General features: G+C 34.1%; 26 protein-coding genes. 11 read left to right on the plus strand and 15 right to left on the minus strand.

Going from position 1 to position 20,984, the window contains the following annotated elements; genetic code table 11:
* Positions 1 to 119: 119 nt before the first annotated feature.
* From NG806_RS16150 to pepT, 3 genes are all read right to left on the minus strand, one after another.
* Complete coding sequence (locus NG806_RS16150; protein WP_214830182.1) at positions 120 to 716, minus strand: porin family protein; 597 nt, start codon at positions 714 to 716, stop codon at positions 120 to 122.
* Between the two features lie 198 nt (positions 717 to 914).
* Positions 915 to 1,154, minus strand: a complete 240-nt coding sequence (locus tag NG806_RS16155) for a hypothetical protein (RefSeq protein ID WP_214830184.1) — start codon at positions 1,152 to 1,154, stop codon at positions 915 to 917.
* A 412-nt stretch (positions 1,155 to 1,566) separates the two neighbouring features.
* On the minus strand, positions 1,567 to 2,814 hold the full coding sequence (gene pepT, locus NG806_RS16160; protein ID WP_214830186.1) for a peptidase T: 1,248 nt from the start codon (positions 2,812 to 2,814) through the stop codon (positions 1,567 to 1,569).
* A 186-nt stretch (positions 2,815 to 3,000) separates the two neighbouring features.
* Between pepT and NG806_RS16165 the strand changes: the two genes are divergently transcribed.
* Together NG806_RS16165 and NG806_RS16170 are read left to right on the plus strand one after the other, a co-directional pair.
* Entirely contained in the window at positions 3,001 to 3,849 is an 849-nt protein-coding gene (locus NG806_RS16165; protein WP_214830188.1) for a hydroxymethylglutaryl-CoA lyase, read from the plus strand.
* Between the two features lie 60 nt (positions 3,850 to 3,909).
* Positions 3,910 to 4,749, plus strand: a complete 840-nt coding sequence (locus NG806_RS16170; protein ID WP_261510628.1) for a sulfurtransferase — start codon at positions 3,910 to 3,912, stop codon at positions 4,747 to 4,749.
* Positions 4,750 to 4,800: 51 nt separating this feature from the next.
* Here the strand turns inward: NG806_RS16170 and NG806_RS16175 are convergent, their stop codons facing one another.
* From NG806_RS16175 to NG806_RS16195, 5 genes are read right to left on the minus strand one after another with little or no spacing between them, the layout of a single operon-like run.
* Positions 4,801 to 5,127: an SUF system Fe-S cluster assembly protein gene (locus NG806_RS16175; RefSeq protein WP_214830192.1), complete on the minus strand. Its 327-nt coding sequence runs from the start codon at positions 5,125 to 5,127 to the stop codon at positions 4,801 to 4,803.
* 3 nt (positions 5,128 to 5,130) lie between these two features.
* Complete coding sequence (locus NG806_RS16180) at positions 5,131 to 5,835, minus strand: 3'-5' exonuclease (protein WP_214830194.1); 705 nt, start codon at positions 5,833 to 5,835, stop codon at positions 5,131 to 5,133.
* 15 nt (positions 5,836 to 5,850) lie between these two features.
* Positions 5,851 to 6,198 carry a tRNA-binding protein gene (locus tag NG806_RS16185; protein WP_214830196.1) on the minus strand — a complete coding sequence of 116 codons (348 nt, stop codon included), beginning with the start codon at positions 6,196 to 6,198 and terminating at the stop codon, positions 5,851 to 5,853.
* On the minus strand, positions 6,195 to 6,704 hold the full coding sequence (locus tag NG806_RS16190; protein WP_214830197.1) for a hypothetical protein: 510 nt from the start codon (positions 6,702 to 6,704) through the stop codon (positions 6,195 to 6,197). Before NG806_RS16190 ends, NG806_RS16185 begins: the two co-directional genes overlap by 4 nt.
* Positions 6,705 to 6,744: 40 nt before the next feature.
* Positions 6,745 to 7,674, minus strand: a complete 930-nt coding sequence (locus tag NG806_RS16195; RefSeq protein WP_261510631.1) for an NADP-dependent oxidoreductase — start codon at positions 7,672 to 7,674, stop codon at positions 6,745 to 6,747.
* A 273-nt stretch (positions 7,675 to 7,947) separates the two neighbouring features.
* On the opposite strand from NG806_RS16195, the gene NG806_RS16200 reads away from it, so the two are divergent.
* From NG806_RS16200 to NG806_RS16220, 5 genes are all read left to right on the plus strand, one after another.
* Positions 7,948 to 8,526, plus strand: coding sequence for a DUF4840 domain-containing protein (locus NG806_RS16200; RefSeq protein WP_214830202.1), 579 nt, complete (start codon positions 7,948 to 7,950; stop codon positions 8,524 to 8,526).
* Positions 8,527 to 8,634: 108 nt separating this feature from the next.
* The gene (locus tag NG806_RS16205; RefSeq protein WP_214830204.1) at positions 8,635 to 9,201 is read left to right on the plus strand and encodes an RNA polymerase sigma factor; all 567 of its coding nucleotides are present in this window, start codon (positions 8,635 to 8,637) and stop codon (positions 9,199 to 9,201) included.
* Positions 9,194 to 10,594 carry a PorT family protein gene (locus tag NG806_RS16210; protein ID WP_261510632.1) on the plus strand — a complete coding sequence of 467 codons (1,401 nt, stop codon included), beginning with the start codon at positions 9,194 to 9,196 and terminating at the stop codon, positions 10,592 to 10,594. Before NG806_RS16205 ends, NG806_RS16210 begins: the two co-directional genes overlap by 8 nt.
* Before the next feature lie 49 nt (positions 10,595 to 10,643).
* Positions 10,644 to 11,618: a T9SS type A sorting domain-containing protein gene (locus tag NG806_RS16215; RefSeq protein ID WP_261510634.1), complete on the plus strand. Its 975-nt coding sequence runs from the start codon at positions 10,644 to 10,646 to the stop codon at positions 11,616 to 11,618.
* 197 nt (positions 11,619 to 11,815) lie between these two features.
* Positions 11,816 to 13,351 carry a YifB family Mg chelatase-like AAA ATPase gene (locus tag NG806_RS16220; RefSeq protein ID WP_261510636.1) on the plus strand — a complete coding sequence of 512 codons (1,536 nt, stop codon included), beginning with the start codon at positions 11,816 to 11,818 and terminating at the stop codon, positions 13,349 to 13,351.
* Positions 13,352 to 13,444: 93 nt separating this feature from the next.
* Here the strand turns inward: NG806_RS16220 and NG806_RS16225 are convergent, their stop codons facing one another.
* A complete protein-coding gene (locus tag NG806_RS16225) occupies positions 13,445 to 13,918 on the minus strand; it encodes a DUF6876 family protein (RefSeq protein WP_261510637.1) in 474 nt (157 codons plus the stop codon).
* Positions 13,919 to 13,994: 76 nt separating this feature from the next.
* Here NG806_RS16225 and NG806_RS16230 point away from each other — a divergent pair, with 76 nt between their 5' ends.
* Entirely contained in the window at positions 13,995 to 14,480 is a 486-nt protein-coding gene (locus NG806_RS16230) for a hypothetical protein (protein ID WP_261510638.1), read from the plus strand.
* A gap of 2 nt (positions 14,481 to 14,482) precedes the next feature.
* Here NG806_RS16230 and NG806_RS16235 read toward each other — a convergent pair whose 3' ends face one another.
* From NG806_RS16235 to NG806_RS16245, 3 genes are read right to left on the minus strand one after another with little or no spacing between them, the layout of a single operon-like run.
* The gene (locus NG806_RS16235; RefSeq protein ID WP_214830222.1) at positions 14,483 to 14,740 is read right to left on the minus strand and encodes a hypothetical protein; all 258 of its coding nucleotides are present in this window, start codon (positions 14,738 to 14,740) and stop codon (positions 14,483 to 14,485) included.
* Positions 14,733 to 15,185 (minus strand): hypothetical protein, encoded by a 453-nt coding sequence (locus NG806_RS16240; RefSeq protein WP_261510639.1) that lies wholly within the window; start codon positions 15,183 to 15,185, stop codon positions 14,733 to 14,735. Before NG806_RS16240 ends, NG806_RS16235 begins: the two co-directional genes overlap by 8 nt.
* Before the next feature lie 19 nt (positions 15,186 to 15,204).
* The gene (locus NG806_RS16245) at positions 15,205 to 15,375 is read right to left on the minus strand and encodes a hypothetical protein (protein WP_261510640.1); all 171 of its coding nucleotides are present in this window, start codon (positions 15,373 to 15,375) and stop codon (positions 15,205 to 15,207) included.
* Between the two features lie 417 nt (positions 15,376 to 15,792).
* On the opposite strand from NG806_RS16245, the gene NG806_RS16250 reads away from it, so the two are divergent.
* Complete coding sequence (locus NG806_RS16250) at positions 15,793 to 16,134, plus strand: nuclear transport factor 2 family protein (RefSeq protein WP_261510641.1); 342 nt, start codon at positions 15,793 to 15,795, stop codon at positions 16,132 to 16,134.
* 66 nt (positions 16,135 to 16,200) lie between these two features.
* Here NG806_RS16250 and NG806_RS16255 read toward each other — a convergent pair whose 3' ends face one another.
* A complete protein-coding gene (locus NG806_RS16255) occupies positions 16,201 to 16,671 on the minus strand; it encodes a YdeI/OmpD-associated family protein (protein ID WP_214830230.1) in 471 nt (156 codons plus the stop codon).
* A 180-nt stretch (positions 16,672 to 16,851) separates the two neighbouring features.
* On the opposite strand from NG806_RS16255, the gene NG806_RS16260 reads away from it, so the two are divergent.
* The gene (locus NG806_RS16260) at positions 16,852 to 17,652 is read left to right on the plus strand and encodes a T9SS-dependent choice-of-anchor J family protein (RefSeq protein WP_261510642.1); all 801 of its coding nucleotides are present in this window, start codon (positions 16,852 to 16,854) and stop codon (positions 17,650 to 17,652) included.
* A gap of 106 nt (positions 17,653 to 17,758) precedes the next feature.
* On the opposite strand, the gene NG806_RS16265 is transcribed toward NG806_RS16260, so the two are convergent.
* Complete coding sequence (locus tag NG806_RS16265; RefSeq protein WP_214830242.1) at positions 17,759 to 19,963, minus strand: S46 family peptidase; 2,205 nt, start codon at positions 19,961 to 19,963, stop codon at positions 17,759 to 17,761.
* 85 nt (positions 19,964 to 20,048) lie between these two features.
* Here NG806_RS16265 and NG806_RS16270 point away from each other — a divergent pair, with 85 nt between their 5' ends.
* Positions 20,049 to 20,483 (plus strand): META domain-containing protein, encoded by a 435-nt coding sequence (locus tag NG806_RS16270; RefSeq protein ID WP_261510647.1) that lies wholly within the window; start codon positions 20,049 to 20,051, stop codon positions 20,481 to 20,483.
* Between the two features lie 85 nt (positions 20,484 to 20,568).
* Here NG806_RS16270 and NG806_RS16275 read toward each other — a convergent pair whose 3' ends face one another.
* Complete coding sequence (locus tag NG806_RS16275; RefSeq protein WP_261510649.1) at positions 20,569 to 20,979, minus strand: hypothetical protein; 411 nt, start codon at positions 20,977 to 20,979, stop codon at positions 20,569 to 20,571.
* Positions 20,980 to 20,984 lie beyond the last annotated feature (5 nt).

Genomic DNA, 20,984 nt, shown 5'->3' on the forward strand with positions numbered 1-20,984 from the left:
TAGTTATTAATACATGTTTTTTTAAAACTAGGGGAGTTGTCATAGTTAAAAAGGTGGATTTATAAAAAATTAGAAACCGCAAGACTGCAGTTTCTAATGTGTAAAGGTAATTTAAGTTTTTAGAACAGGAAATATCCAATGCCCAGAGAGAAACTATGTGGCTTTGATTTGAACTCCTTACTGATGCTTGTCAGCCCTGTTTCATATCTCAGATCCACTGTAAAGTTTTTATAATCGACACCAATTCCTCCTGTAATTCCAACATTGAATTTATCGAATTTTTTTAATCCTTCATGCAGAGCTTTTGATGTAGAGATATTCTCATTAAATGCATAACTGTAGACCCCACCGGCAAATGCTCTAACATTAAAATCTTTAGAATTTACAATTTTATAACCAACTACGATAGGAACATCAATTGAATTCCATTTCAATTTAGGTGAGCTTCCTTCTTTCAGGTCATAGGATGTTTTTCTCTTATTGAATACTGCTTCCCCCTGTAAATATAAACGGTTGAAATCTACTCTTGTCATAATCCCAGCCTGATATCCTAATCCATATTTTCCCGTAAGGTCCGAAGATTCTGTGGATGTTTTTGTAAAGTTGGTTCCCGCTTTGACTCCGATGTGTATAGCTGGAGTTTGCTGTGCGTTGGTTTCCACGGAGCAAGTAATGCAAAGTAATAATGAGCTTACTGCTAAAAAACGTTGTTTCATAAAAATAAATGTTATTAAATCTGATGCAAAACAACGGATGTCAGAGATGAGATGAAATTTTATTTGATGAACGGTGGAGATGTTAGGATAAAAAGGAATTTATATTTAAAGAGTGAAACCAACACTAAAGAAAGTGCACTTAACACAGTCGGTATAAGGAAAATAAAAAATCGGAAAAATATTTCCGATTGGTTATCATTAAAAAGGTTCTTCTTCACAAATCATTCCTGGAGGGCATCCGCCACCAGGGTTACCTCCTCCTCCTGGACTTCCAACACTTACACAACTTCCTGGGTTTCCGTCATCAGGCATTTCACATGCTTTTCCGTAAGTACACTCACAGTCGGTCCAGCAATAAGCAGAGTCTCCATTACTATGACAGCCATTGATTCCACTTCCCAGAATTGTTGACAGATCTTTTCTTAAAAGTTTTTTCATGATAATTTGATTTTTAATGGTTTTGTTTAATAAATATAAAGAAAACGATTGAATTAGAATGGGTTGTGCTTTATGAGAATCGATTTTAACTTGTAATTGATCTGATACTAGATTACTTAGTAGAATACAAATGCCTTTAATAAACCTAAAGAAAAAAGCCACAGCAATTGCTATGGTTTCTCGTTTTTTATGTAATAGTTAAAATTGTTTTTCATAGTTGAAGGTTTAGCTCCAACTAAGTTACAGTTTATTTTTTATTACTCACATTGTAGAGAAGTAAAAACTCAGAAGTATTATACTTGTAATAGGTTATCTGTTAGATTGTTATAGTTGTAGGAGGTATTGGTAATGTTCCACCAATACAAAAACCCCTGTATAAACAGAGGCTTTTGTATCTATAGTATATTACTGATTATTTTTTAACAATATTAATAATCACTTCAGTAGCTTTTTCCATACTTTCTAATGCAACGTATTCGTAAGGTCCGTGGAAATTGATACCTCCAGCAAAAATATTAGGACATGGAAGACCCATATAAGACAATTGCGCACCATCTGTTCCTCCTCTGATCGCTTTAATCTTAGGTTCGATATTCGCTTCTTTCATTGCTTCAGCAGCCTGGTCAATAATATGCATTTTACCATCGAACTGCTGCTTCATGTTACGGTACTGTTCTTTAATTTCTACTTCAGCAGTTCCCTCACCATGTTTCTGATTAAATTCAGCCACTTTCTGTTCCATGAATTTCTTTCTGGCTTCAAATTTTTCTTCATTATGATCCCGAATGATATACTGAAGTTTTGCCTCAGAGATATCTGCAGTAATATCCATTAAATGATAAAACCCATCAAATCCTTTTGTTGTAGAAGGTGTTTCATTTGCTGGAAGAGATTGTGCAAACTCAGCAGCCAGAAGACTTGCGTTCACCATTTTTCCATATGCATAACCAGGGTGAACACTTAATCCGTGTATTTTTACCACAGCTCCGGCAGCGTTAAAGTTTTCATATTCCAATTCTCCAACTTCTCCACCATCCATCGTGTAAGCCCACTCAGCACCGAACTTTGTAACATCAAATTTATGAGCTCCTCTTCCGATTTCTTCATCAGGAGTGAAGCCAATAGCAATTCTTCCGTGTTTGATTTCCGGATGAGCAATCAGATATTCCGCAGCAGTTACAATTTCTGCACAGCCAGCTTTATCATCAGCTCCAAGAAGGGTATTCCCATCTGTAGTGATCAAAGTCTGACCAATATATTTTTTTAAACTTTCAAATTTTGAAGAGGATAAAGTAAATCCTGTTGTCTGATTAAGAAGCAGATCTCCACCATCATAATTTTCCCAGACCTGAGGCTTTACATTTTCTCCATTAAAGTCCGGTGAAGTATCATAATGCGAGATAAATCCAATAGTAGGAGTATTATCATTTTCAAGATTGGAAGGAACATAACCCATAATGTATCCATTATCATCAATAGAAACATTCTCCAAACCTATTGTTTTTAATTCTTCAACGATATATTTTGCAATGTCCCACTGCTGAGGAGTTGAAGGTGTAGCTTCACTTTCTGCATCGCTGGTTGAATATATTTTTACATAGTTAAGAAAACGATTCAATAACTTCTCTCTCCATAATTGGCTGAATTCTATAGTACTCATTAGATAATATAAATTTTAACAAAGTTAGCAAATTTGATGCTCACAACACCTTATTTGCAATTGAATATCAATTATTGAAATTATGAATCAGATATAAATAATTGAAAATCAAAATTATGTTAGCTTTGTATCTATCGTAGATAAACTTGTTTAGTTTTATTATATTTGAGAAAATCTAAAGTGAAAATGTTTCTTACTGAATGTCCTAGAGATGCCATGCAAGGTTGGGGAGAATTTATTCCCACAAATAAAAAAATAGATTACATCAATTCGCTAATGGAAGTGGGTTTTGATGTGCTGGATAGTCTGAGTTTTGTCTCTCCTAAAGCAATTCCACAGATGGCCGATTCTGATGAGGTTGCTGAAAACATTGACAAATCCTTATCGAATACAAAAATTTCTGCAATTATCGGAAATTATAGAGGAGCTGAAAAAGCTTTGAAACACCAGTCTGTAGATATTCTTGGATTTCCCTTTTCTATTTCTGAAACATTCCAACATAGAAATACAAACAAAAACCAGGAAGAGGCTTTTAATGATGTTGTTAAAATGCTGGAATTGGTAAAAACCGAAAATAAGGAATTAAATATTTATTTTTCAATGGCTTTTGGTAATCCGTATGGAGAAATGTGGAAGGTCGAAGATGTGGAATTCTGGGCACAAAGATTTTCTGACATTGGAATTAAAAATATCTTATTATCTGATACGACAGGTGTTGCAACACCCGAAACAATCGCTCTTTTATTCGAAAGGATACCGGTAAAACATCCGGAAATTCATTTCGGAGGGCATTTTCATAATCGTTACGAAGATTCTTATTCAAAACTGAAAGCAGCATATGATAAAGGTTGTAGAAGGTTTGATAGCGCGATAAAAGGAATTGGAGGATGTCCTATGGCGGAAGATGATCTGGTTGGAAATATGCCAACAGAGCAAGTCATTAATTTTATGAGCGTTGAAAAAGTAGATCACAATCTGAATCTTTTAAACTTTGAGAGCTCATATAATATAGCGAAAGATATTTTTCATTTTTAAAAATATAAAAATCAATAAGAGTGGGTTTAAGCCCGCTTTTAATAATTAAATTTAAATCAGATGTCTCCTATAATTTCAACTTCAGAACTAAAAGAAAATTTCCAAAACAAAAACCTCATTATCCTTGATGCAAGGGTAGGAAAGGACGTTTACCAAAACTACCTTGAGAAGCATATTAAAGGAGCAAGATTTATTAATTTAGATAAAGACCTTGCTGAAATTGGAGATGATGCTGCATTTGGTGGAAGACATCCGCTTCCAGGTGTTGAAAAGTTTAGCCAAACCTTATCTGACTTAGGAATTTCAGAAAATGCCCATATTGTTGTGTATGATGATAAAAACGGATCCAACGCTGCAGCGAGAGCCTGGTGGATGTTGCGGTCTTTTGGATTAGATCATGTTCAGGTACTAGATGGAGGTTTTCAAGCCGCTGAAAAAGAAGGACTGGAATTTACTTCAGGTGAAGAAGTTTTTGAGAAAGCTTCTATTATTAAAAAAGAAAGATGGCTTCTTCCTACTTCAAGTTTGGAAAATGTTGAAAATGAACTAGTAAACAATTCTTCAACGGTGATTGATGTTAGGGATGCTTACCGGTATAAAGGAGAATCTGAACCTATAGATCTGGTAGCCGGACATATTCCGGGAGCAATTAATATTCCTTTTTCTGAAAATCTTGATGAAAACGGGAAATTCTTAAATCCTGAAATTTTAAAGGAGAAATATTTAAAATTGCTGAAAGACAAGCCTGAGAATTTAATCATTCATTGTGGTTCTGGAGTTACAGCCTGTCATACGATTTTAGCCTTGGAATATGCTGGTTTACAGATTCCTAACTTATATGTAGGATCGTGGAGCGAGTGGAGCAGAAGAGAAGGGAAAGAAATAGCGAAAGATATTTAAAACAAAAAAAACCGCAGAATTTCTGCGGTTTTTTATATTGTATTTTAATGATTAAAGCATTCCTAATTCGAATTTGGCTTCTTCACTCATCATATCCTTATTCCAGCTAGGTTCAAAAGTAAGTTCTAAATCAACGCTTTTTACTTCTTCTACCGCCTGAACTTTATCCTTTACTTCTTGTGGAAGGGATTCTGCAACAGGACAGTTTGGTGTAGTAAGGGTCATAATGATTTTCACATCACCATCCTCAGAAATCTGTACATCGTAAACAAGTCCTAACTCGTAAATATCCACAGGGATTTCAGGGTCATATACGGATTTTAGTACTCTTATAATTTCTTCTCCTATATCAGCAATTTGATCGTCTGTAAATTTCATTTTTTAATCTAGATTGATATTTCTTTTCAATAAATCTTCCTGACGCATACGCCGGAAAATATTTGCCAAAGTTAAGACATCTTTTTCACAATAGTCGACTATTCTTTGCAAGTCTTTTTCTATGTAGTAGATTGATGAAACCATTGAACCATCGATGTCATCTTTTGGAGTGGGAATTCCAAAAACATGAGCTAATAACTCTAAGGAAATAAAGCTTTTATAATCTCCGAATTTCCAGAGTTCCATTGTGTCAATATGAGGGATTTCCCACGGTTTTTTTCCAAACATCTGAAACGGAACTGGAGGTTGAATTCCATTAATTAAAAAGCGCCTCGCGATCCATGGAAAATCAAACTCCTTCCCATTATGGGCACAAAGAATTACATCCCGAAGTCTTGGACTATTAAATATTTCTCCGAATTCCACAAGAAGCTTTTTTTCGTCGTGATCGGCAAAACTTTTAATTTTCAGGGTATTATTCTTTTCGACCATTCCAATTGTAATACAAATGATCTTACCAAATTCAGCCATAATACCTGCTCTTTCAGGATAGAATTCTTCCGCTGAAGTTTCATCTTTCCGTTGAAATCTTGTTTTTTTGTCCCAAAGCTTTTGATCTGTTTCTGATAGGTCATCCCATGATCCTGCATTCGGAACGGTTTCAATATCAAGGAATAAGATCTTTTCTAATTGAATGTGTTGTATCATAAGTATTTTGTGTTTTTAGCCAACCTGCATGCCGTTTTTTACGGGCAATGATGGAGCCAGGAGAGTGACGTCACTTTTATCTTCTCCATATACACCCAATACCAAACATTCACTGAAAAAATTAGCAATCTGCTTTTTTGGAAAGTTTACAACCGCTAAAATCTGTTTTCCTATTAGCTCTTCTTTTTTGTATAGCGTTGTAATCTGAGCAGAGGATTTTTTAATGCCAAGATCTCCAAAATCAATATCTAACTGGTAAGAGGGGTTTCTGGCTTTTTCAAAATCATTAACGGAAATAATGGTTCCGCATCTTATATCTATTTTTTCGAAATCTCCCCAGGATATTTCTGGCTTTATAATCATGATAATTGGTTAATTAACTGTTCTACTTCTATTTTCTGTTCTGCATATTTTTTCTGAAGCTCTGAACCTTCACCCATTCTTTTATAATACTCTAAAGCTTTATTGGCGAAAAATTTTTTATGAAAATCTGAAACCTCAGGGATTTGTGGGAAAACTTTGTGAAAAAGCATTTCAGAATAGGCCTGAAACTCTCTTTCGTTTTTATCTTCAATAAAATTACCGGGGGCTTTTTGTCTCACATGAAGCATTTCATGGGCGACCATATTAAGAACAAGATTCAAATCAAAATCAAATAAATTTCTGGGAATCATTACTTTTTGCGGTTGTCCGAGTTGTCCCTCAGCGGTCAAAAGCATTGAGTTGGGAGATAACTCTTCCCGGAAATCAAATCCTGCAAAGTTTTCATGTTCCAAATTAAAAGAATGAATCAGATAGTTAGCTGCATCTATAATCTGATTGTGTTCTTTGTAGGCATCAAGATGTAGATTGATTTGTTCAAAGTTCATTCAAAATATGTTTTTAACAAATGTATTAAAATAATAGAAATTACATTTGAATTACAATCTTTCCCTTGGTACCATGGGTTTCGATCGCCTGATGTGCTTCTGCTATTTTTTCAATTGGAAAAATTTTATCTACATGCACTTTAAGTTTATTTTCATCTAATAGGTTTGCAATAATCTGCAACTGCTCTTTTTTAAAATTAAGCATGGTCCACATTAGATCAACATTTCGTTTTTGGGCAAGCTCTATAGCTTTCGGATCATCTTTGGTATAGGAAGGAAGACACACAAGTCTTCCACCAGGCTTCACACAATTGATCGATCTATATAAAACGTCCCCACCCATTGTATCCAATGCTTCATCCAGGTCAGATACTTTTTCTTCAAACCTCTCATTTTTATAATCAATTGGAAGATCAACACCAAGGGCTTTAATGAAGTCAATATTTTTACCTGAAGAAGTTCCGCTTACAAATGCACCCCCTATTTTAGCAAACTGTACTGCCAGATGTCCAACGCCTCCTGCGGCGGATTGAATTAAAATTTGGTCTCCAGAGGAAACTTTTAAATGATCATGAATTGCCTGATAAGCAGTAAGACCAGCTAATGATACTGCTGCAGCTTCTTCAAAACTGATTCTTTCTGGTTTTTTGACAATAACGTCAGGGCTTAAGGCTACATATTCAGCATAGGTTTGACTGGCAAGTCCAAAAACGGCATCTCCCACTTGAAACTCCAGAACATTTTTGCCAACTTTTTCAATAACCCCACTTATATCTTTTCCCAGAATTACGGGTAATTGCAATGTTTTAGAGGTAATATGACTTCCAGATCTTATTTTGGTGTCCACAGGATTTATTCCAAACGCTTTTACCTTTACTAAAACCTGATCATCTTTTATTTGAGGTTTTTCTGTATCTACTATTTCAAGTTTGTCAGCTCCTCCAAATTCTTTTATAATGATTGCTTTCATAATTTTTTTTATGATGCTTAATGATGATCTAATATAAGGATTTTATTGATCTTATCTGTGTAAGTCATGTTGGATTCAATAAACACGATTCTGTTTCTGTATTAATTATTTAATGAAGAAACTATTTTTATGTTTTTTTTTATTCTGAATATCAAGTGTTTGTATGTTTTTTTAATTCTTTTTGAAAAATTCATGCAAGATTTTCTAAAAGGCGGGTTTATATAAATGAGTACTCAAAGTAAAAATAAGTGTTTAATACAACAAATTTAAAAAATGAAAAAATTCATAGTACTTAAAGCTTTTATGGCTTTGTTGATTGGTTTTGTAAGTCTTAGTTTAGTTTCGTGTAATAATGATAATGGACCAGATATTCCGCCCGTGAAACTACAGGATGTTATAGGAAACTATAGAGCTAAACTGATAACAAGTCAGGGAAATATAAAGGCAGAGGCAGCAGTTAATTTCACTGCAAAAAAAGATACTATTAAGTTCACTGATCTTCCTATAAAAGAAATCGTGAAATCGGTAGTTAAGGATCCTGTAAAAGCTGAAGCGGCATTAACTGCAATAGGGAAAGTTAAATATAACCTTAATTATACTGCAACCATAAATACCAATTATAATGTGTTGGAATTGGCTTTTACTCCCAAAGTACTGACTATTCAGATTCCTGTGGATGGAACCATTAAAAATACAGTAGTGACATTTACAGCCAAAGAAAAAGGCTTCTATGTAAGACAGGATGATGGGATGAAGTTTGGTTTGGTAGCAGAAAAGATAACAGTAGATGGAGTTGTATTAACACCGTATGAGGTTATTAAGTATGATTTTCCATATTGCTTAAAATATTAGATAATAGTAGAGTTAGTTAAAAATAGGTTGCGCTTTGCAATGATGCAACCTATTTTTGTATTAAGATTAAATTGATCATTAAACCAGGGTGTCAGTGTAACATAATCAATGGAGGCAAATAAGGAGCAGATTTTAGTAGACCGTCTTCTGTTAAAGGAAGAAGCTGCATGGAAGGAGCTTTTCGGAGCTTATTCCGGAAACCTCTCGTATGTGTGCTCCCGCTATATCATCAGTAAAGATGATGTCCATGATGTATTACAAAATAGTTTTATTAAAATGTTTCGCTCGATAAATTCATTCGAGTACCGTGGAAATGGTTCTCTAAAAGCATGGATAACCAGGATTGTTGTTAATGAATCATTAAAGCATATCAGACAATATTCTGACTTTAAAATAGTAACGGATGATTTTGAAATTCCTGATATAACCGAAGAAGCGGAACCTAATCTGGAGGAAGTACCGCAAGAAGTTATTATGGAAATGATTCGCTCTCTTCCGGATGGTTACAGAACTGTTTTTAATCTGTATGTGTTTGAAAATAAAAGTCATAAACAAATTGCGGAATTACTGGGAATAGCAGAAAATTCTTCGGCTTCGCAATTTCATAGAGCTAAAGGCATGCTTGTTCAGAAAATTAAGGAGTATAAAATGTTAACAAAGGCGCAATATGAATAATCAATGGTTAAACGAGCTGCGCAGGAAGATGGAAGATCATACAAGTGATGTTCCGGATGAATTATGGAATGATATAAAGGATGAATTATCCTTTGAAGAGGAGAAAAATACTGTTGTAGGCTTTCCTACTGAGGGAAGTCGTTCAGATGAAGAGGAAAATCAAGTTCCAGCCAAAAAGATTAAACCTTTGGTATACAGAGTTGCCGGAATTGCAGCTGCAATTGCATTATTTTTTATCATAGGAAAACAGCTGCTTAAGGTAGATAATGAAAAAGAAGTAGCACCAAAAATGACCTATTCTCCTGAACAGAGAAATAAAATAAAGCAGGATCATTTATCCAATAATGGAACGATTCCTGTGAATAGAAATGGAAATGTCAATATTGATCATGATGTTTCAAATAAAATTGGATCACATGAATTGGCCTCTTTAACAGGAAATATTTTTCAAAACAGTCTATATCAGAATTTGGGAAGAAATCCGGATATGGGTTATAATAAGGAAACAACAGATACAAGTCTGTTACCTTATTTGTTAGGACAATCAGGCACTATAATACAGAAACAAATTCCTCATATTGAAGATAATGGCTCCATTAATCGCAGAGATGAGATCAACGAACTTATTTCTGAAACAGATCTGGAAATGCAAAACCAATCCATGGCGAGCACAGCAAAACTGAAAAAGCAAAGGGCGAATAGATCATGGATGCTAAGTATGTTAACGGGAAAAGCTTCTTCTGAATCTCAGCAGTTCCCCGGATATGCAACAATGAGTGGTCAGCCTTTGAGCATCAGTGAGATGTGGAGTGCCTCAGCATATGATAATGATCCATTTGTTGGTGTTTTATTAGCTAACCAAAACAAAAATGTAGAGGCAACATTGAGACATAAGGTACCATTGAATTTAGGAATTTCTTTATATTATAACTTAGGAAAAAGATGGGGTATAGGGACAGGACTAAATTATACCAAATTATCATCTGAGCTTCACTCCGGCAGTCAGTCTAATTTCGTGAAAAGTGAACAGACGGTTCATTATATTGGGATTCCGGTACAGGTAAATTATAATGTAATACAGAAAGGAAGATTTACAGGATACATTACCGGTGGTGCTCTTGTTGAAAAATCTGTTGCTGGAAACTTTACAACGAAATATGTGGTAGATAATGTTGTCAATGAAGAGACAAAAGAAGATTTACCCAGCCAGCCAGTACAGGTTTCATTAAATACTGCTTTGGGGGTACAATTGAAACTTGTCGATAAAATTGGAGTCTATGCAGAGCCTGGTGTTGGCTATCATTTCAAAGATAATAGTTCCCTGAACACCATTTATAAGGAGAAACCTTTAAACTTAAATATCAAATTTGGGATCAGGATATTACTGGATTAATTTCTTAATACTGTTATTAAAAATACTAACCAACCATAAAAATTTATATATGAAAACAAAACTAATTTTTTTATCACTGTTCTTATTTTTAAGTATTTTAAGAATAAATGCACAGTGTTCATTTACACCTACCATTACCAGTCCTAGATTAGGAGCTCAATTCCCAAATAAAATTGTGTTTTGTAACACAGAGTCTGAAATACTTTCAACACAAAATTATGGTAGTTACCAATGGTACAAACAGATGTGGACATGGCAGTCCCCAAATACAAATCCTTGGGTTCCTATTTCTGGGGCTAATTCCCAAAACCTGACAATCAATGGAGCTAATGATATGCTTTATAATTTTAAGGTGGAAGTTACCCTTAATGATTGTACAGCACAAAGTGCGGAAGTTATGGCAGATGGATATGCATATGCTCTTCCAGCTATGATGACCACTCTGACTCCGGGAACTTATGAAGATTTAGGAGGTGGAGAATACAATGTTTGTAATGGTGCATCAGTACAATTTGACGATGCATTCCCAGTACTATACGGAGCCCATACCTGGTACAAATGTGCGCCAAGTAATATACCACCGGTTCCGGGAGACCCTTGTATCATAACAGGAGTAACAGGAGATACTTATATTGCAACGGGATCAGGTGAATATGGTTATTATGCATGTACGGCGTACTGTCCGGATCAATGTGAATTCCTGGGTTTAGGTTCTTTTGTGAAATTGAATTTTGGAAACTGGAGTTTTTGTAATCTGGGAACTGATGAAACAGGACCAAAGAAAACGAATGATTTAACAATATATCCTAATCCAGCGGCACAGTTTGTATTTATTGGAAAAGATTCCGATAAAGTATATAAGGAGGTTTCCATTATTGATGCTTCAGGAAGGCTTGTTCTACAAAAAAAGAATCATACCTATAATCAACCTATTGATGTAAGCGGATTGGCTGTTGGAACGTATATTATTGTTTCTAAGGATTCAAAAGATCAAACGTATAAAAATAAATTCATTAAAAAGTAAAACTGGGTGCCCCCTTATAACTCAGTTAGTTTTTTCAGTAATTGTGGAGTCGGTGTAGAATTTTTTCTGCACCGACATTTTTTTTAAAGAATACGGCTGACATGATCAGTGTATTTGAGATCAATATTATTACAATATTGACTGATAGTTATTTATTCAGGAAAAATTAAATTATATTTACTTTAAAACACACACAAATGTTGATCAAAATTTATGGAAGCGCAATTCATGGAGTTGCAGCTCAGACTATTACTATTGAGGTAAATGTCGATACAGGAGGCGTTGGCTATCATTTGGTGGGGCTTCCCGATAATGCTATTAAAGAAAGCAGTTACAGAATCTCGGCAGCCTTAAAAAATGTAGGATTAAAAATTCCGGGAAAGAAAATCACAATTAATATGGCTCCTGCAGATCTTCGAAAGGAAGGTTCTGCCTATGATTTAAGTATAGCTATAGGGATTTTAGTTGCTTCAGATCAAATTCTTGCTGAAAATATTCAAGATTACATTATCATGGGAGAGCTTTCATTGGATGGAAGTTTACATCCTATAAAAGGGGTTTTACCCATTGCTATTCAGGCTCGTGAGGAAGGCTTTAAAGGAATTATTCTACCCAAACAAAATACCCGGGAAGCAGCAGTAGTAGAAGGTCTCGATGTGTACGGAGCTGATAATATTAAAGAAGTAATTGATTTCTTTAACGAAGGAATACCTATTGAAAAGGTTGTTTTAGATGTAAAAAAAGAATTCCAGGAAAAGGTTAATCAATTTCCATTTGATTTTTCAGAAGTAAAGGGGCAGGAGACTGCAAAAAGAGCTATGGAAGTTGCAGCAGCAGGAGGACATAATATTATTTTAATTGGTCCGCCAGGAAGTGGAAAAACAATGTTAGCAAAAAGAGTTCCAAGTATTTTACCACCACTAACTTTAAAGGAGGCTTTAGAAACAACAAAGATTCATTCTGTTGCTGGGAAAATTGGAACAGAGACTTCTCTAATGACCATTCGCCCCTTCAGATCACCCCATCATACCATATCAGATGTTGCTTTAGTGGGTGGTGGAAGTTATCCTCAGCCTGGCGAAATTTCTCTGGCTCACAATGGTGTTCTATTTCTTGATGAAATGCCTGAGTTCAAACGGACAGTTCTCGAGGTCATGCGACAGCCCCTGGAAGATAGGGAAGTAACGATTTCAAGGGCTAGATTTACCGTCAATTATCCAGCAAGTTTTATGCTGATTGCTTCAATGAATCCAAGTCCTAGCGGATATTTTCCAGATGATCCCAATAATACCTCGAGCATTATGGAGATGCAACGATACATGAACAAATTATCAGGCCCTCTTTTAGATCGTATTGATATCCACATTGAAATTCAAAAGGTTGAATTCGACCAGCTAACAAAAAAAAGGAGTGGTGAAAGAAGTGAAGATATCAGAAAAAGGGTTTTAAAAGCCCGTGAAATACAGCAAGAAAGATATGAGGGTTTAGAAATCAGTTGTAATGCCCAGATTGGTCCTCGGCAAATCGAACAATTTTGTGCATTAGATGGGGTTTCATTTTCCTTAATAAAATTAGCAATGGATAAATTAAATCTTTCTGCAAGAGCCTATGACAGAATTTTAAAAGTAGCCAGAACAATTGCAGATCTTGAGGAATCTGAAAATATTTTGTCACAGCATATCTCCGAAGCGATACAATATAGAAGCCTGGACAGAGAATTTTGGAATGCCTGATATAGATTGACGAAAAAATCTTAAAACCTAAAAGAAATAAAACCCAAGATTGAAACTACAAGAAGAGCTTAAGGGAAGAGTTTATTCATATTTTTAATAGTTTTTTTCTTCAATAGGTAAACAGAATAATTGATCCTTTTTTATAATTGTAACATCATCAAAATAAAAATTTGCCTGTACATTTTCTGTTTCAGCTATTTTATTGCCTTCTTTGTTTTTACATACTAGGGTAAAAGAATTCTGATGAGTTCTTGTAAAATACCATATTTGAAACTCGGGATTTAAATCTAATTGCTGATCCAATATCAGATCCAATAACCACAAACAATCTTCATAATTTGTTAAATCATAAATTCCTTCTGTAAATTTATATCCATCTTTGTAATCATGTAGGTCTTGCGGAACTGAATAAACATCGTATAAATCGTTGGCAAAATTTCTACGGCTACTGTTTCTGTTAGTCATGATCTTTGTTTTTAAAGCTGAAGGAGATTTATATTTACGAAAAGTTTCTGGAGTCTTGAAATTATTGTAATAGGCACTTGTAGGTTCTGTGAAATTTTTCATATTTAAATATTTATGTTAATTTTGTTTTATTACCTTTGTACAAATATAGTCAAAATTTAGACTAATTTAAATATAAATGGACAAAATAACAACCATAAAGGAGAGGATACTATTTTATCTGGAAGAAAAAAGTATTAAAAAGGAGTCTTTTTATAGAGAAACTGGAATGTCTGCTTCTAATTTCAAAGGAGCAGGACTAAAGAGCGACTTGGGAATTGATAAGGTTGTTAAAGTACTTTCTGTATATCCGGAATTGAATAACCACTTACATTGGTTGATAAAAGGGGAAGGTGTTTTAGATTTAAATGCTGTGGAGGAAGAGGAACAAAAAAAAGATCCCCAATCATCTGGCGATCTTTTATATAGTGAAAATTTTAATGAAGGAATTGGAGATTTACTGGCAAATATCTATGCCCAGTACAATACTCAAGATAAAAGTTTACTCTTCATACAAAATCAAATATCGAAAATGGAGAAGAAATTAGATGCTGCTATTATAAAACAAGGTAAGTATTTAGAAAAAATTCTATCCCAAGTTCAAGATAAAGCAGATTCAAAGTAAGTTTAATTCTTATTTACAATGATCTTTTCTTTATTAGAAATCAATGTTTTTGTAGGAGCATTTAAAATGAGATACCCGAGTTCATCGGTGAAAATTTCCAAATCCTGCATTGTACCAATAAATCCATTATTGATCTCCTTTTTTACTAAACTCATTTTCTTTAAGTATTGCTCCTCAGATAAGATTTCATGAATATAATCTTCCCAAAGTTTATCACTAAGAGCAACAAGAATCTTTAAACTTTCTCTGTGATTACTCATTTTTAGTGATGTCATTTCGTTTAAATAGTATGGAAGAAAATCTTTCTAATGTACTATTATTAAATTTATCAATTACACTTATTTCTCGATAGTAATTATCTAATCGATATATCAGATAAACGATTAAGGCAATAATTGCAACAATTGCAATGTCTGCATATCCCGATATAATATTCTTATTAAAAAATATGAATTTAATATACGTTGCTAGGTGAAAATATCCAGAAACGAAAACAGCATAGAATGTATATCGATGAGCTTTAAATAATCCTCCTAGCGCAAGAAGTATAATGCACGATGGGATTGATAAAAAGTAAATAGCCGAATCAAGATCCAAACGCCTTTCACCAGCATTATTTGCTAACTGAACATTCACGTCGGTAAAATAACCAACGATGTTGTTCAGAAATGGTAAAATTGCTGATATCAGCACAAAAGCTGACATAACAATCTGGATAGTGAGCTTACCTAGGCCTATCCGGTTTCGTTGGGTCGATTGTTTCGTTTGCTGCTGGTTCATTTATTGCTGGTGGATTAGTTGGAATTTCTGATGCTCTCACTGAGTCGGTAATAACTTTTACCGTCTTTAATCTTTTCATATCTGATTTGATACTCTTGGATTGTTGTGTGGTCATTTCATCATCATTTCTATCCGCGCAAGCTACTAAAAGAGATATCAAAATAATTCCTGACAAAATTAATTTTAGATTCATAACAATATATATTTTTTTACAACATAAAGATAAGAGATAAAACTTAAATTTATGTTAAAAAAAATAAGGTAATGTTTTTCATCTTTTAATAGTAATTAAAATTAACAAATTATCTAAAAATCTTATATCACTACGCGATGAATTCAAAAGTAGTGAATATATTTTTATATGCTACTATTTTTTAGTAAAATTTTCATTTCAAAGCACATAACTTTGTTTTTATTTTACTAATTAAGCCTTACTTTGGAAAAAAAGTTCTTAAAAGAAGCTTTTGATCTTATTTGGAGACTTACCTAGCTATAGGTGCATTTTTTCAAAAAAAATAAAATTATAAAGGATATGAGTAACAAAGAGATCTTAGAAAAAGCAAATTTGGCCATTACAAAAGGAGATTATGAAGGGTTTTTGGCATTCTGTGCTGATGATACGAAATGGACTTTTGTTGGTGAGCAGATCTTACAAGGAAAGGAGGAGGTCAGGCAATATATGGCAACAACATATATAGAGCCCCCTAAGTTTAGAGTTGAAAAACTAATAGGTGAGGGTGATTTTGTAACAGCAGTTGGTAAAATAAGTATGAAAAACAAAGGGGGAAAGATCATCGATTACTCTTATTGTGATGTTTGGAGATTTCACAACGGTAAAATGATTGAATTGGAAGCTTTTGTTATTGAGAGTTAGTTGCGAATACCAATTGAAATTTTGAAATGATATTCTTTACAGATTGTAATAGTGTGATAAGGTTAGTTAAACCCCTTTTTTCCCATCCATAATCATCTGAATCATTTTTGTTTTTCTATTTTCCCGTGTTTCCTGTTTTTTGGCTTCTTCAATCCATCTTATATATTCCTTTCTATGAGTGTAACTCATTTTATCAAATAAGTCTTTTGCTTTGGGGTTTTCATTAAAAACAACAACAATATCATTTGCAATTTCAACAGTTCTTTCTTCCTTGTCCTCAATGAGAGATACGAAAACCTCATCGCCAAAAGTTTTATTCAGTTGTTTTCTGATCTCCTGGGTTAGTCCTAAAACATGACAATCAGATTTCATTTTAGAAAGACTTCCACGATATTCAACATTGCCATCGAAAGTAGCCTTGATTTTAACCTGTCCTTTTTTCCCAAATATTTTCTCAGTGGAAAAAGGGAATTCGACAAACGCAGCATTTATTTCGCCATTTTGTCTGATAATAGCTGAAAATTTAATAGAGCTCATGTAAATCGATTTATACTCAAAAATAAGAAATTTCGAATATTTTTCAAGATTTAATATGAGAGTATTTTAATAGTGTAAGAATGTTTTGTGTATTTTATTGTTTTTAGTTTAATTAAATGTAAATATTTTTATTTAATCAATTGAAAATTCGTAAATTGTTTTGATATTAAAAAAAATGGAATGAAAAAAATTTTACTTTCTCTAACGTTAATTTCAGCATTATATAATGCTCAAGTTACTAGTTTTCCTTGGTTGGAAACATTTGAAACTGATTCGTCAACTTCTTCTTTATGGACTAAAATTTATGAGTCCGGAACGAAAGAATGGACGAATGTGCAAACTGCATATGCCGGATATACCACTGGAGCTTACCAAGGTTCTTATATGGCACAATTTGATATTACTTCATTTGATGGCGATACAACAAAGTATGTGAGTCCTGTATTGGATTTGTCGTCGACAGCTAGCCCTACCTTGGAATTTTATTATAGAAATAGAGATTGGGGTGGAGATCAGAATGAGCTTAAAGTATATTACAGAACATCTTCTTCAGCTGCTTGGATCTTGATAAGTACGTACAATTCCAGTGTAAGTTCATGGACTACATCCGGAGTATTACCATTACCTTCACCATCTGCAACTTATCAGATTGCTCTAGAGGGAGTGGCGATGTATGGATATTCTATTACTGTAGATAATGTAACGGTGAACGCCTCAGCATTATCCACATCTGAAGTGAATCATAAAAAAGATTTATTCAGAGTATTTCCGAATCCTACATCCGATTTCGTAAATATTACGTCGGCATCAAAAATTTCGGAAATCTCAATAATCGATTTTAGTGGAAAGAACATTAAAAACCTAAAAGCAGATAATACAGAAGTTCGTGTTTCTGTACAGGATTTACCATCTGGAAATTATATTGTTAAAGTTAAGAGTTCAGATGGAGCTGCCGGTTCTCAGAAGTTTATAAAAAAATAATATAAAGCGCAGCAAAGTAACCTTTATATTATTCATTATAATTAAAACTAAAATAAAACCCCGTGAAAAAGTTTCACGGGGTTTTAAAATGTATCTTAAGAAAAGATTACCTTTTCTTTTTAGTCGTTTTTTCATGCTCTGCTTTAGCAGGACGAGTTTTAGTGTCAGCAGGAGTGTTTTCACTTCTTACTAATTTTAATTCGTCAATTAGCCTTCTTGCGCCAGCATATTTATCAATAGTCCAAAGCACGAAACGTACATCAACGTTGATTGTTTTTTGCCATTCCTGTTCAAAAACGATATCACCGCTTAGCGCTTCACTGTTTCCGTCAAACGCGATACCAATAAGATTACCTTCACCGTCAATTACCGGAGAACCAGAATTCCCACCTGTAATATCATTGTTAGAAAGGAAGTTTACAGGCATATAACCTGCTGCATCTGCATATTGACCGAAATCTTTCATATTGTAAAGATCAATCACTCTTTGTGGAAGATCGAATTCTTCATCTCCTTTTTTGTATTTACCAACAAGACCAGTCATATCAGTGTAATAGTTGTCCGTAACACCAAAATAATTTCTATCTGTTCTGATCGGTAATTTATCTACTGTTCCATACGTTAATCTCATTGTAGAGTTAGCATCCGGATAGAATTTTTTCTCAGGCATTGCTTTCATTAAACCCGCTAAGAATAAACGGTTGTTTCTAGCAAAGTTATCATCTATTTTAGAGAACTTTTCAGAAGATAATCTCTGATCAGTAGCAACACCGTTAGCAATTTTTAAAAGTGGATCTGCATCAAGTTTCAAACGGTCTGGGTTTAAGATAAAGTTTGTTACTGAAGCTTTATTAGCAAAAATAGATGAATAGGCTACATTTGAAAGATTCTTAGAGTCTAATCCCATAATAGTAGCAGAAGCAACATCCTTATCTACTCTTGACTGGTAAAGACCAACCATTGAGTTTAGCATTTCTCCTTCCAATTTAGTATTGAAGTTTTCATAAGCAGCTTTTACAGAAGCTTCCACTTTTGCTTTCATTGCTAATCTTCCCTGCATGTCTTGTTCTGCATAAGATTTAAGAACAGAACCTACCTGATAAGCAAGACTGATATATTTTGCATTTCTGGAAAGTTGAGAAGCATAATTTCTTTCAACATTTCTGTTAGAAACTTGCTTGTAGTAAATAGAAATATCATCTAATACTCCATCATATTCAGTGTTTCCAGCTTGTAGAGCCCATTTGCCGAAGTTGTCTTCAATTTTTTGTTTGTCAGAAATTGTTCCGTTCTTAATAACAGCATCAATGGTTCCTTGTCTGTTTTTCCAGTAGTTAGCTACTGAAGCATACTGAGAAGCATAGTTAAGCTGCGTGGCTTTATCTTTATCCATATACTTCTTCATTACATCCATTGCCAGTTTTGATGCTTCCACCCAAGCTGGATAATCTTTGTTTACCATCTGTTGGATACCGTAAGACGTTAAATAACGGTTTGTTCTTCCCGGATATCCTAAGATCATAGAAAAATCTCCAGGCTTAATTCCTTTAAGAGAAACCGGTAAAAAATGTTTAGGTTTTAGTGGAGTATTGCTTGGAGAATATTCTGCCGGATTTCCTGCAGCATCAGCATATACTCTGAAAACGGTAAAATCCGCTGTATGTCTAGGCCATTCCCAGTTATCTGTATCACCACCAAATTTACCTAATGATGAAGGTGGAGCACCAACCAATCTGATGTCTTTGTAATCTTGATAAACGAAATAGTAGAATTCATTTCCGTTAAAGAAATCTCTTACTACCACAGTATATTTTCCGTTTTCGGAGTTTTCAGACTGGATTGCTTTAGTTTCAGCATCGATCACAGCTTTTCTCTCTTCACCGGTCATATTGTTATTTAGTTTGGAGTTGATTCTTTGAGAAACATCATCCATTCTAACTAAAAATCTAACGTATAGGTCTTTTGCGTTAAATTCGTCTTTTTGCTTCATTGCCCAGAAACCATTTTTTAAATAATCTTTTTCTGGAGTAGAAGCTGCTGCCACAGCACCGTAACCACAATGGTGGTTCGTAAAAATAAGTCCTTTATCAGAAACAATCTCTCCAGTACAAAATCCACCAAAGCTTACGATGGCATCCTTTAAACTTGAATTGTTTACAGAATAAATTTCTTCAGGAGTTAAATGCAAACCTTCTTTTTGCATATCAACACCATTTAATCTTTTGATGAGCATTAACAGCCACATACCCTCATCCGCTCTCATCTGGACAAAGCCCAATAAAAAAGTGAATAGTAGAAATAGTCTTTTCATTTTATAAAATAATTTTGTGTCGCTAATTTACTAATTTTTACGATATTCTGCCCGTGAATGGTATGAAAATGGAAGGATTGTTTTTATGAAAAAAATATTAGTATTGCTTTTAGGCATTTCGTTTTTGGGAATAACTTTAAATTGTTCTTCAGTGCCGGAAAAAAATCCATCACTTCAAAGAGAATGGATGATGGTGTCCTTTGGGAATTTCAGTAAAGAAATGATGGTTAAAAATAAGGCAGGTATTAATTTAACCTCTAAAATAGAAGATGGAAAAATAAAGGGAGGAGCTTTTATGGGATGTAATAAGATGTTTTTTACAGCAGAGATTAAAAGCAAGGGTAAAATTAAGTTTTCAGGGCTTGGAAGCACCATGATGGCTTGCCAGGATATGAAGTTAGAAGAAGCTTTTTCAAGAAGTATTGAAAAGATCACCCATTATTCTGTTGAAGGACATTTTCTCACCTTATCGGATGATAAAGGGGAGGTGATGAAATTTGTAGCTTCTGATTGGGATTAAATACCCATTAATTTGTTTAAGATAAAATATAAAAAAGTCCGCTACTATGCGGACTTTCTTTTGTTGAAAAAACTTTCTTTTGTTATTAGTTTTTAGGAATAGTTTTTTTTATTTCCTGCAAAGTTGCAGTGTTGGGTAATCCCATAACGGGTATATTTGTGTTCCTAGAATTATTTGCCTTGCGTGACTGTCTGTTGGGTATTGTTGCCAGAACCTCATCAAATGTGGCTGTATTGGACAGTTGTTTACCTGAATTGCCTGCCGGAGTCTTCGCTTTTGAATCTTGTTTTTTAACCTCAAGACCCTGATCTGATGCTAGACCACTTTGTACAGGTTTTTTGCTTGCACTTTGCTGAGTTTCTTTCAAAAGCTGGGCTTCATGTTCTTTTGCATTTTTTAATACCAGTGTCTGATCCTGCGTTTCCAAGGTTTTCGTTTCCTGAGCATAAGTACTAACACTTAATAGTAGAAATGCGGTAATATATATAGATTTCATAGTTT

Source organism: Chryseobacterium paludis (genome assembly GCF_025403485.1).
Classification (GTDB): Bacteria; Bacteroidota; Bacteroidia; order Flavobacteriales; family Weeksellaceae; genus Chryseobacterium; species Chryseobacterium paludis.

Excerpts from the sequence above, each read along its gene's own strand:
- NG806_RS16150 (WP_214830182.1), bottom strand. The coding sequence starts at position 716 with ATGAAACAACGTTTTTTAGCAGTAAGCTCATTATTACTTTGCATTACT.
- NG806_RS16155 (WP_214830184.1), bottom strand. The coding sequence starts at position 1,154 with ATGAAAAAACTTTTAAGAAAAGATCTGTCAACAATTCTGGGAAGTGGA.
- pepT (WP_214830186.1), bottom strand. The coding sequence starts at position 2,814 with ATGAGTACTATAGAATTCAGCCAATTATGGAGAGAGAAGTTATTGAAT.
- NG806_RS16165 (WP_214830188.1), top strand. The coding sequence starts at position 3,001 with ATGTTTCTTACTGAATGTCCTAGAGATGCCATGCAAGGTTGGGGAGAA.
- NG806_RS16170 (WP_261510628.1), top strand. The coding sequence starts at position 3,910 with ATGTCTCCTATAATTTCAACTTCAGAACTAAAAGAAAATTTCCAAAAC.
- NG806_RS16175 (WP_214830192.1), bottom strand. The coding sequence starts at position 5,127 with ATGAAATTTACAGACGATCAAATTGCTGATATAGGAGAAGAAATTATA.
- NG806_RS16180 (WP_214830194.1), bottom strand. The coding sequence starts at position 5,835 with ATGATACAACACATTCAATTAGAAAAGATCTTATTCCTTGATATTGAA.
- NG806_RS16185 (WP_214830196.1), bottom strand. The coding sequence starts at position 6,198 with ATGATTATAAAGCCAGAAATATCCTGGGGAGATTTCGAAAAAATAGAT.
- NG806_RS16190 (WP_214830197.1), bottom strand. The coding sequence starts at position 6,704 with ATGAACTTTGAACAAATCAATCTACATCTTGATGCCTACAAAGAACAC.
- NG806_RS16195 (WP_261510631.1), bottom strand. The coding sequence starts at position 7,674 with ATGAAAGCAATCATTATAAAAGAATTTGGAGGAGCTGACAAACTTGAA.
- NG806_RS16200 (WP_214830202.1), top strand. The coding sequence starts at position 7,948 with ATGAAAAAATTCATAGTACTTAAAGCTTTTATGGCTTTGTTGATTGGT.
- NG806_RS16205 (WP_214830204.1), top strand. The coding sequence starts at position 8,635 with ATGGAGGCAAATAAGGAGCAGATTTTAGTAGACCGTCTTCTGTTAAAG.
- NG806_RS16210 (WP_261510632.1), top strand. The coding sequence starts at position 9,194 with ATGAATAATCAATGGTTAAACGAGCTGCGCAGGAAGATGGAAGATCAT.
- NG806_RS16215 (WP_261510634.1), top strand. The coding sequence starts at position 10,644 with ATGAAAACAAAACTAATTTTTTTATCACTGTTCTTATTTTTAAGTATT.
- NG806_RS16220 (WP_261510636.1), top strand. The coding sequence starts at position 11,816 with ATGTTGATCAAAATTTATGGAAGCGCAATTCATGGAGTTGCAGCTCAG.
- NG806_RS16225 (WP_261510637.1), bottom strand. The coding sequence starts at position 13,918 with ATGAAAAATTTCACAGAACCTACAAGTGCCTATTACAATAATTTCAAG.
- NG806_RS16230 (WP_261510638.1), top strand. The coding sequence starts at position 13,995 with ATGGACAAAATAACAACCATAAAGGAGAGGATACTATTTTATCTGGAA.
- NG806_RS16235 (WP_214830222.1), bottom strand. The coding sequence starts at position 14,740 with ATGAGTAATCACAGAGAAAGTTTAAAGATTCTTGTTGCTCTTAGTGAT.
- NG806_RS16240 (WP_261510639.1), bottom strand. The coding sequence starts at position 15,185 with ATGTCAGCTTTTGTGCTGATATCAGCAATTTTACCATTTCTGAACAAC.
- NG806_RS16245 (WP_261510640.1), bottom strand. The coding sequence starts at position 15,375 with ATGACCACACAACAATCCAAGAGTATCAAATCAGATATGAAAAGATTA.
- NG806_RS16250 (WP_261510641.1), top strand. The coding sequence starts at position 15,793 with ATGAGTAACAAAGAGATCTTAGAAAAAGCAAATTTGGCCATTACAAAA.
- NG806_RS16255 (WP_214830230.1), bottom strand. The coding sequence starts at position 16,671 with ATGAGCTCTATTAAATTTTCAGCTATTATCAGACAAAATGGCGAAATA.
- NG806_RS16260 (WP_261510642.1), top strand. The coding sequence starts at position 16,852 with ATGAAAAAAATTTTACTTTCTCTAACGTTAATTTCAGCATTATATAAT.
- NG806_RS16265 (WP_214830242.1), bottom strand. The coding sequence starts at position 19,963 with ATGAAAAGACTATTTCTACTATTCACTTTTTTATTGGGCTTTGTCCAG.
- NG806_RS16270 (WP_261510647.1), top strand. The coding sequence starts at position 20,049 with ATGAAAAAAATATTAGTATTGCTTTTAGGCATTTCGTTTTTGGGAATA.
- NG806_RS16275 (WP_261510649.1), bottom strand. The coding sequence starts at position 20,979 with ATGAAATCTATATATATTACCGCATTTCTACTATTAAGTGTTAGTACT.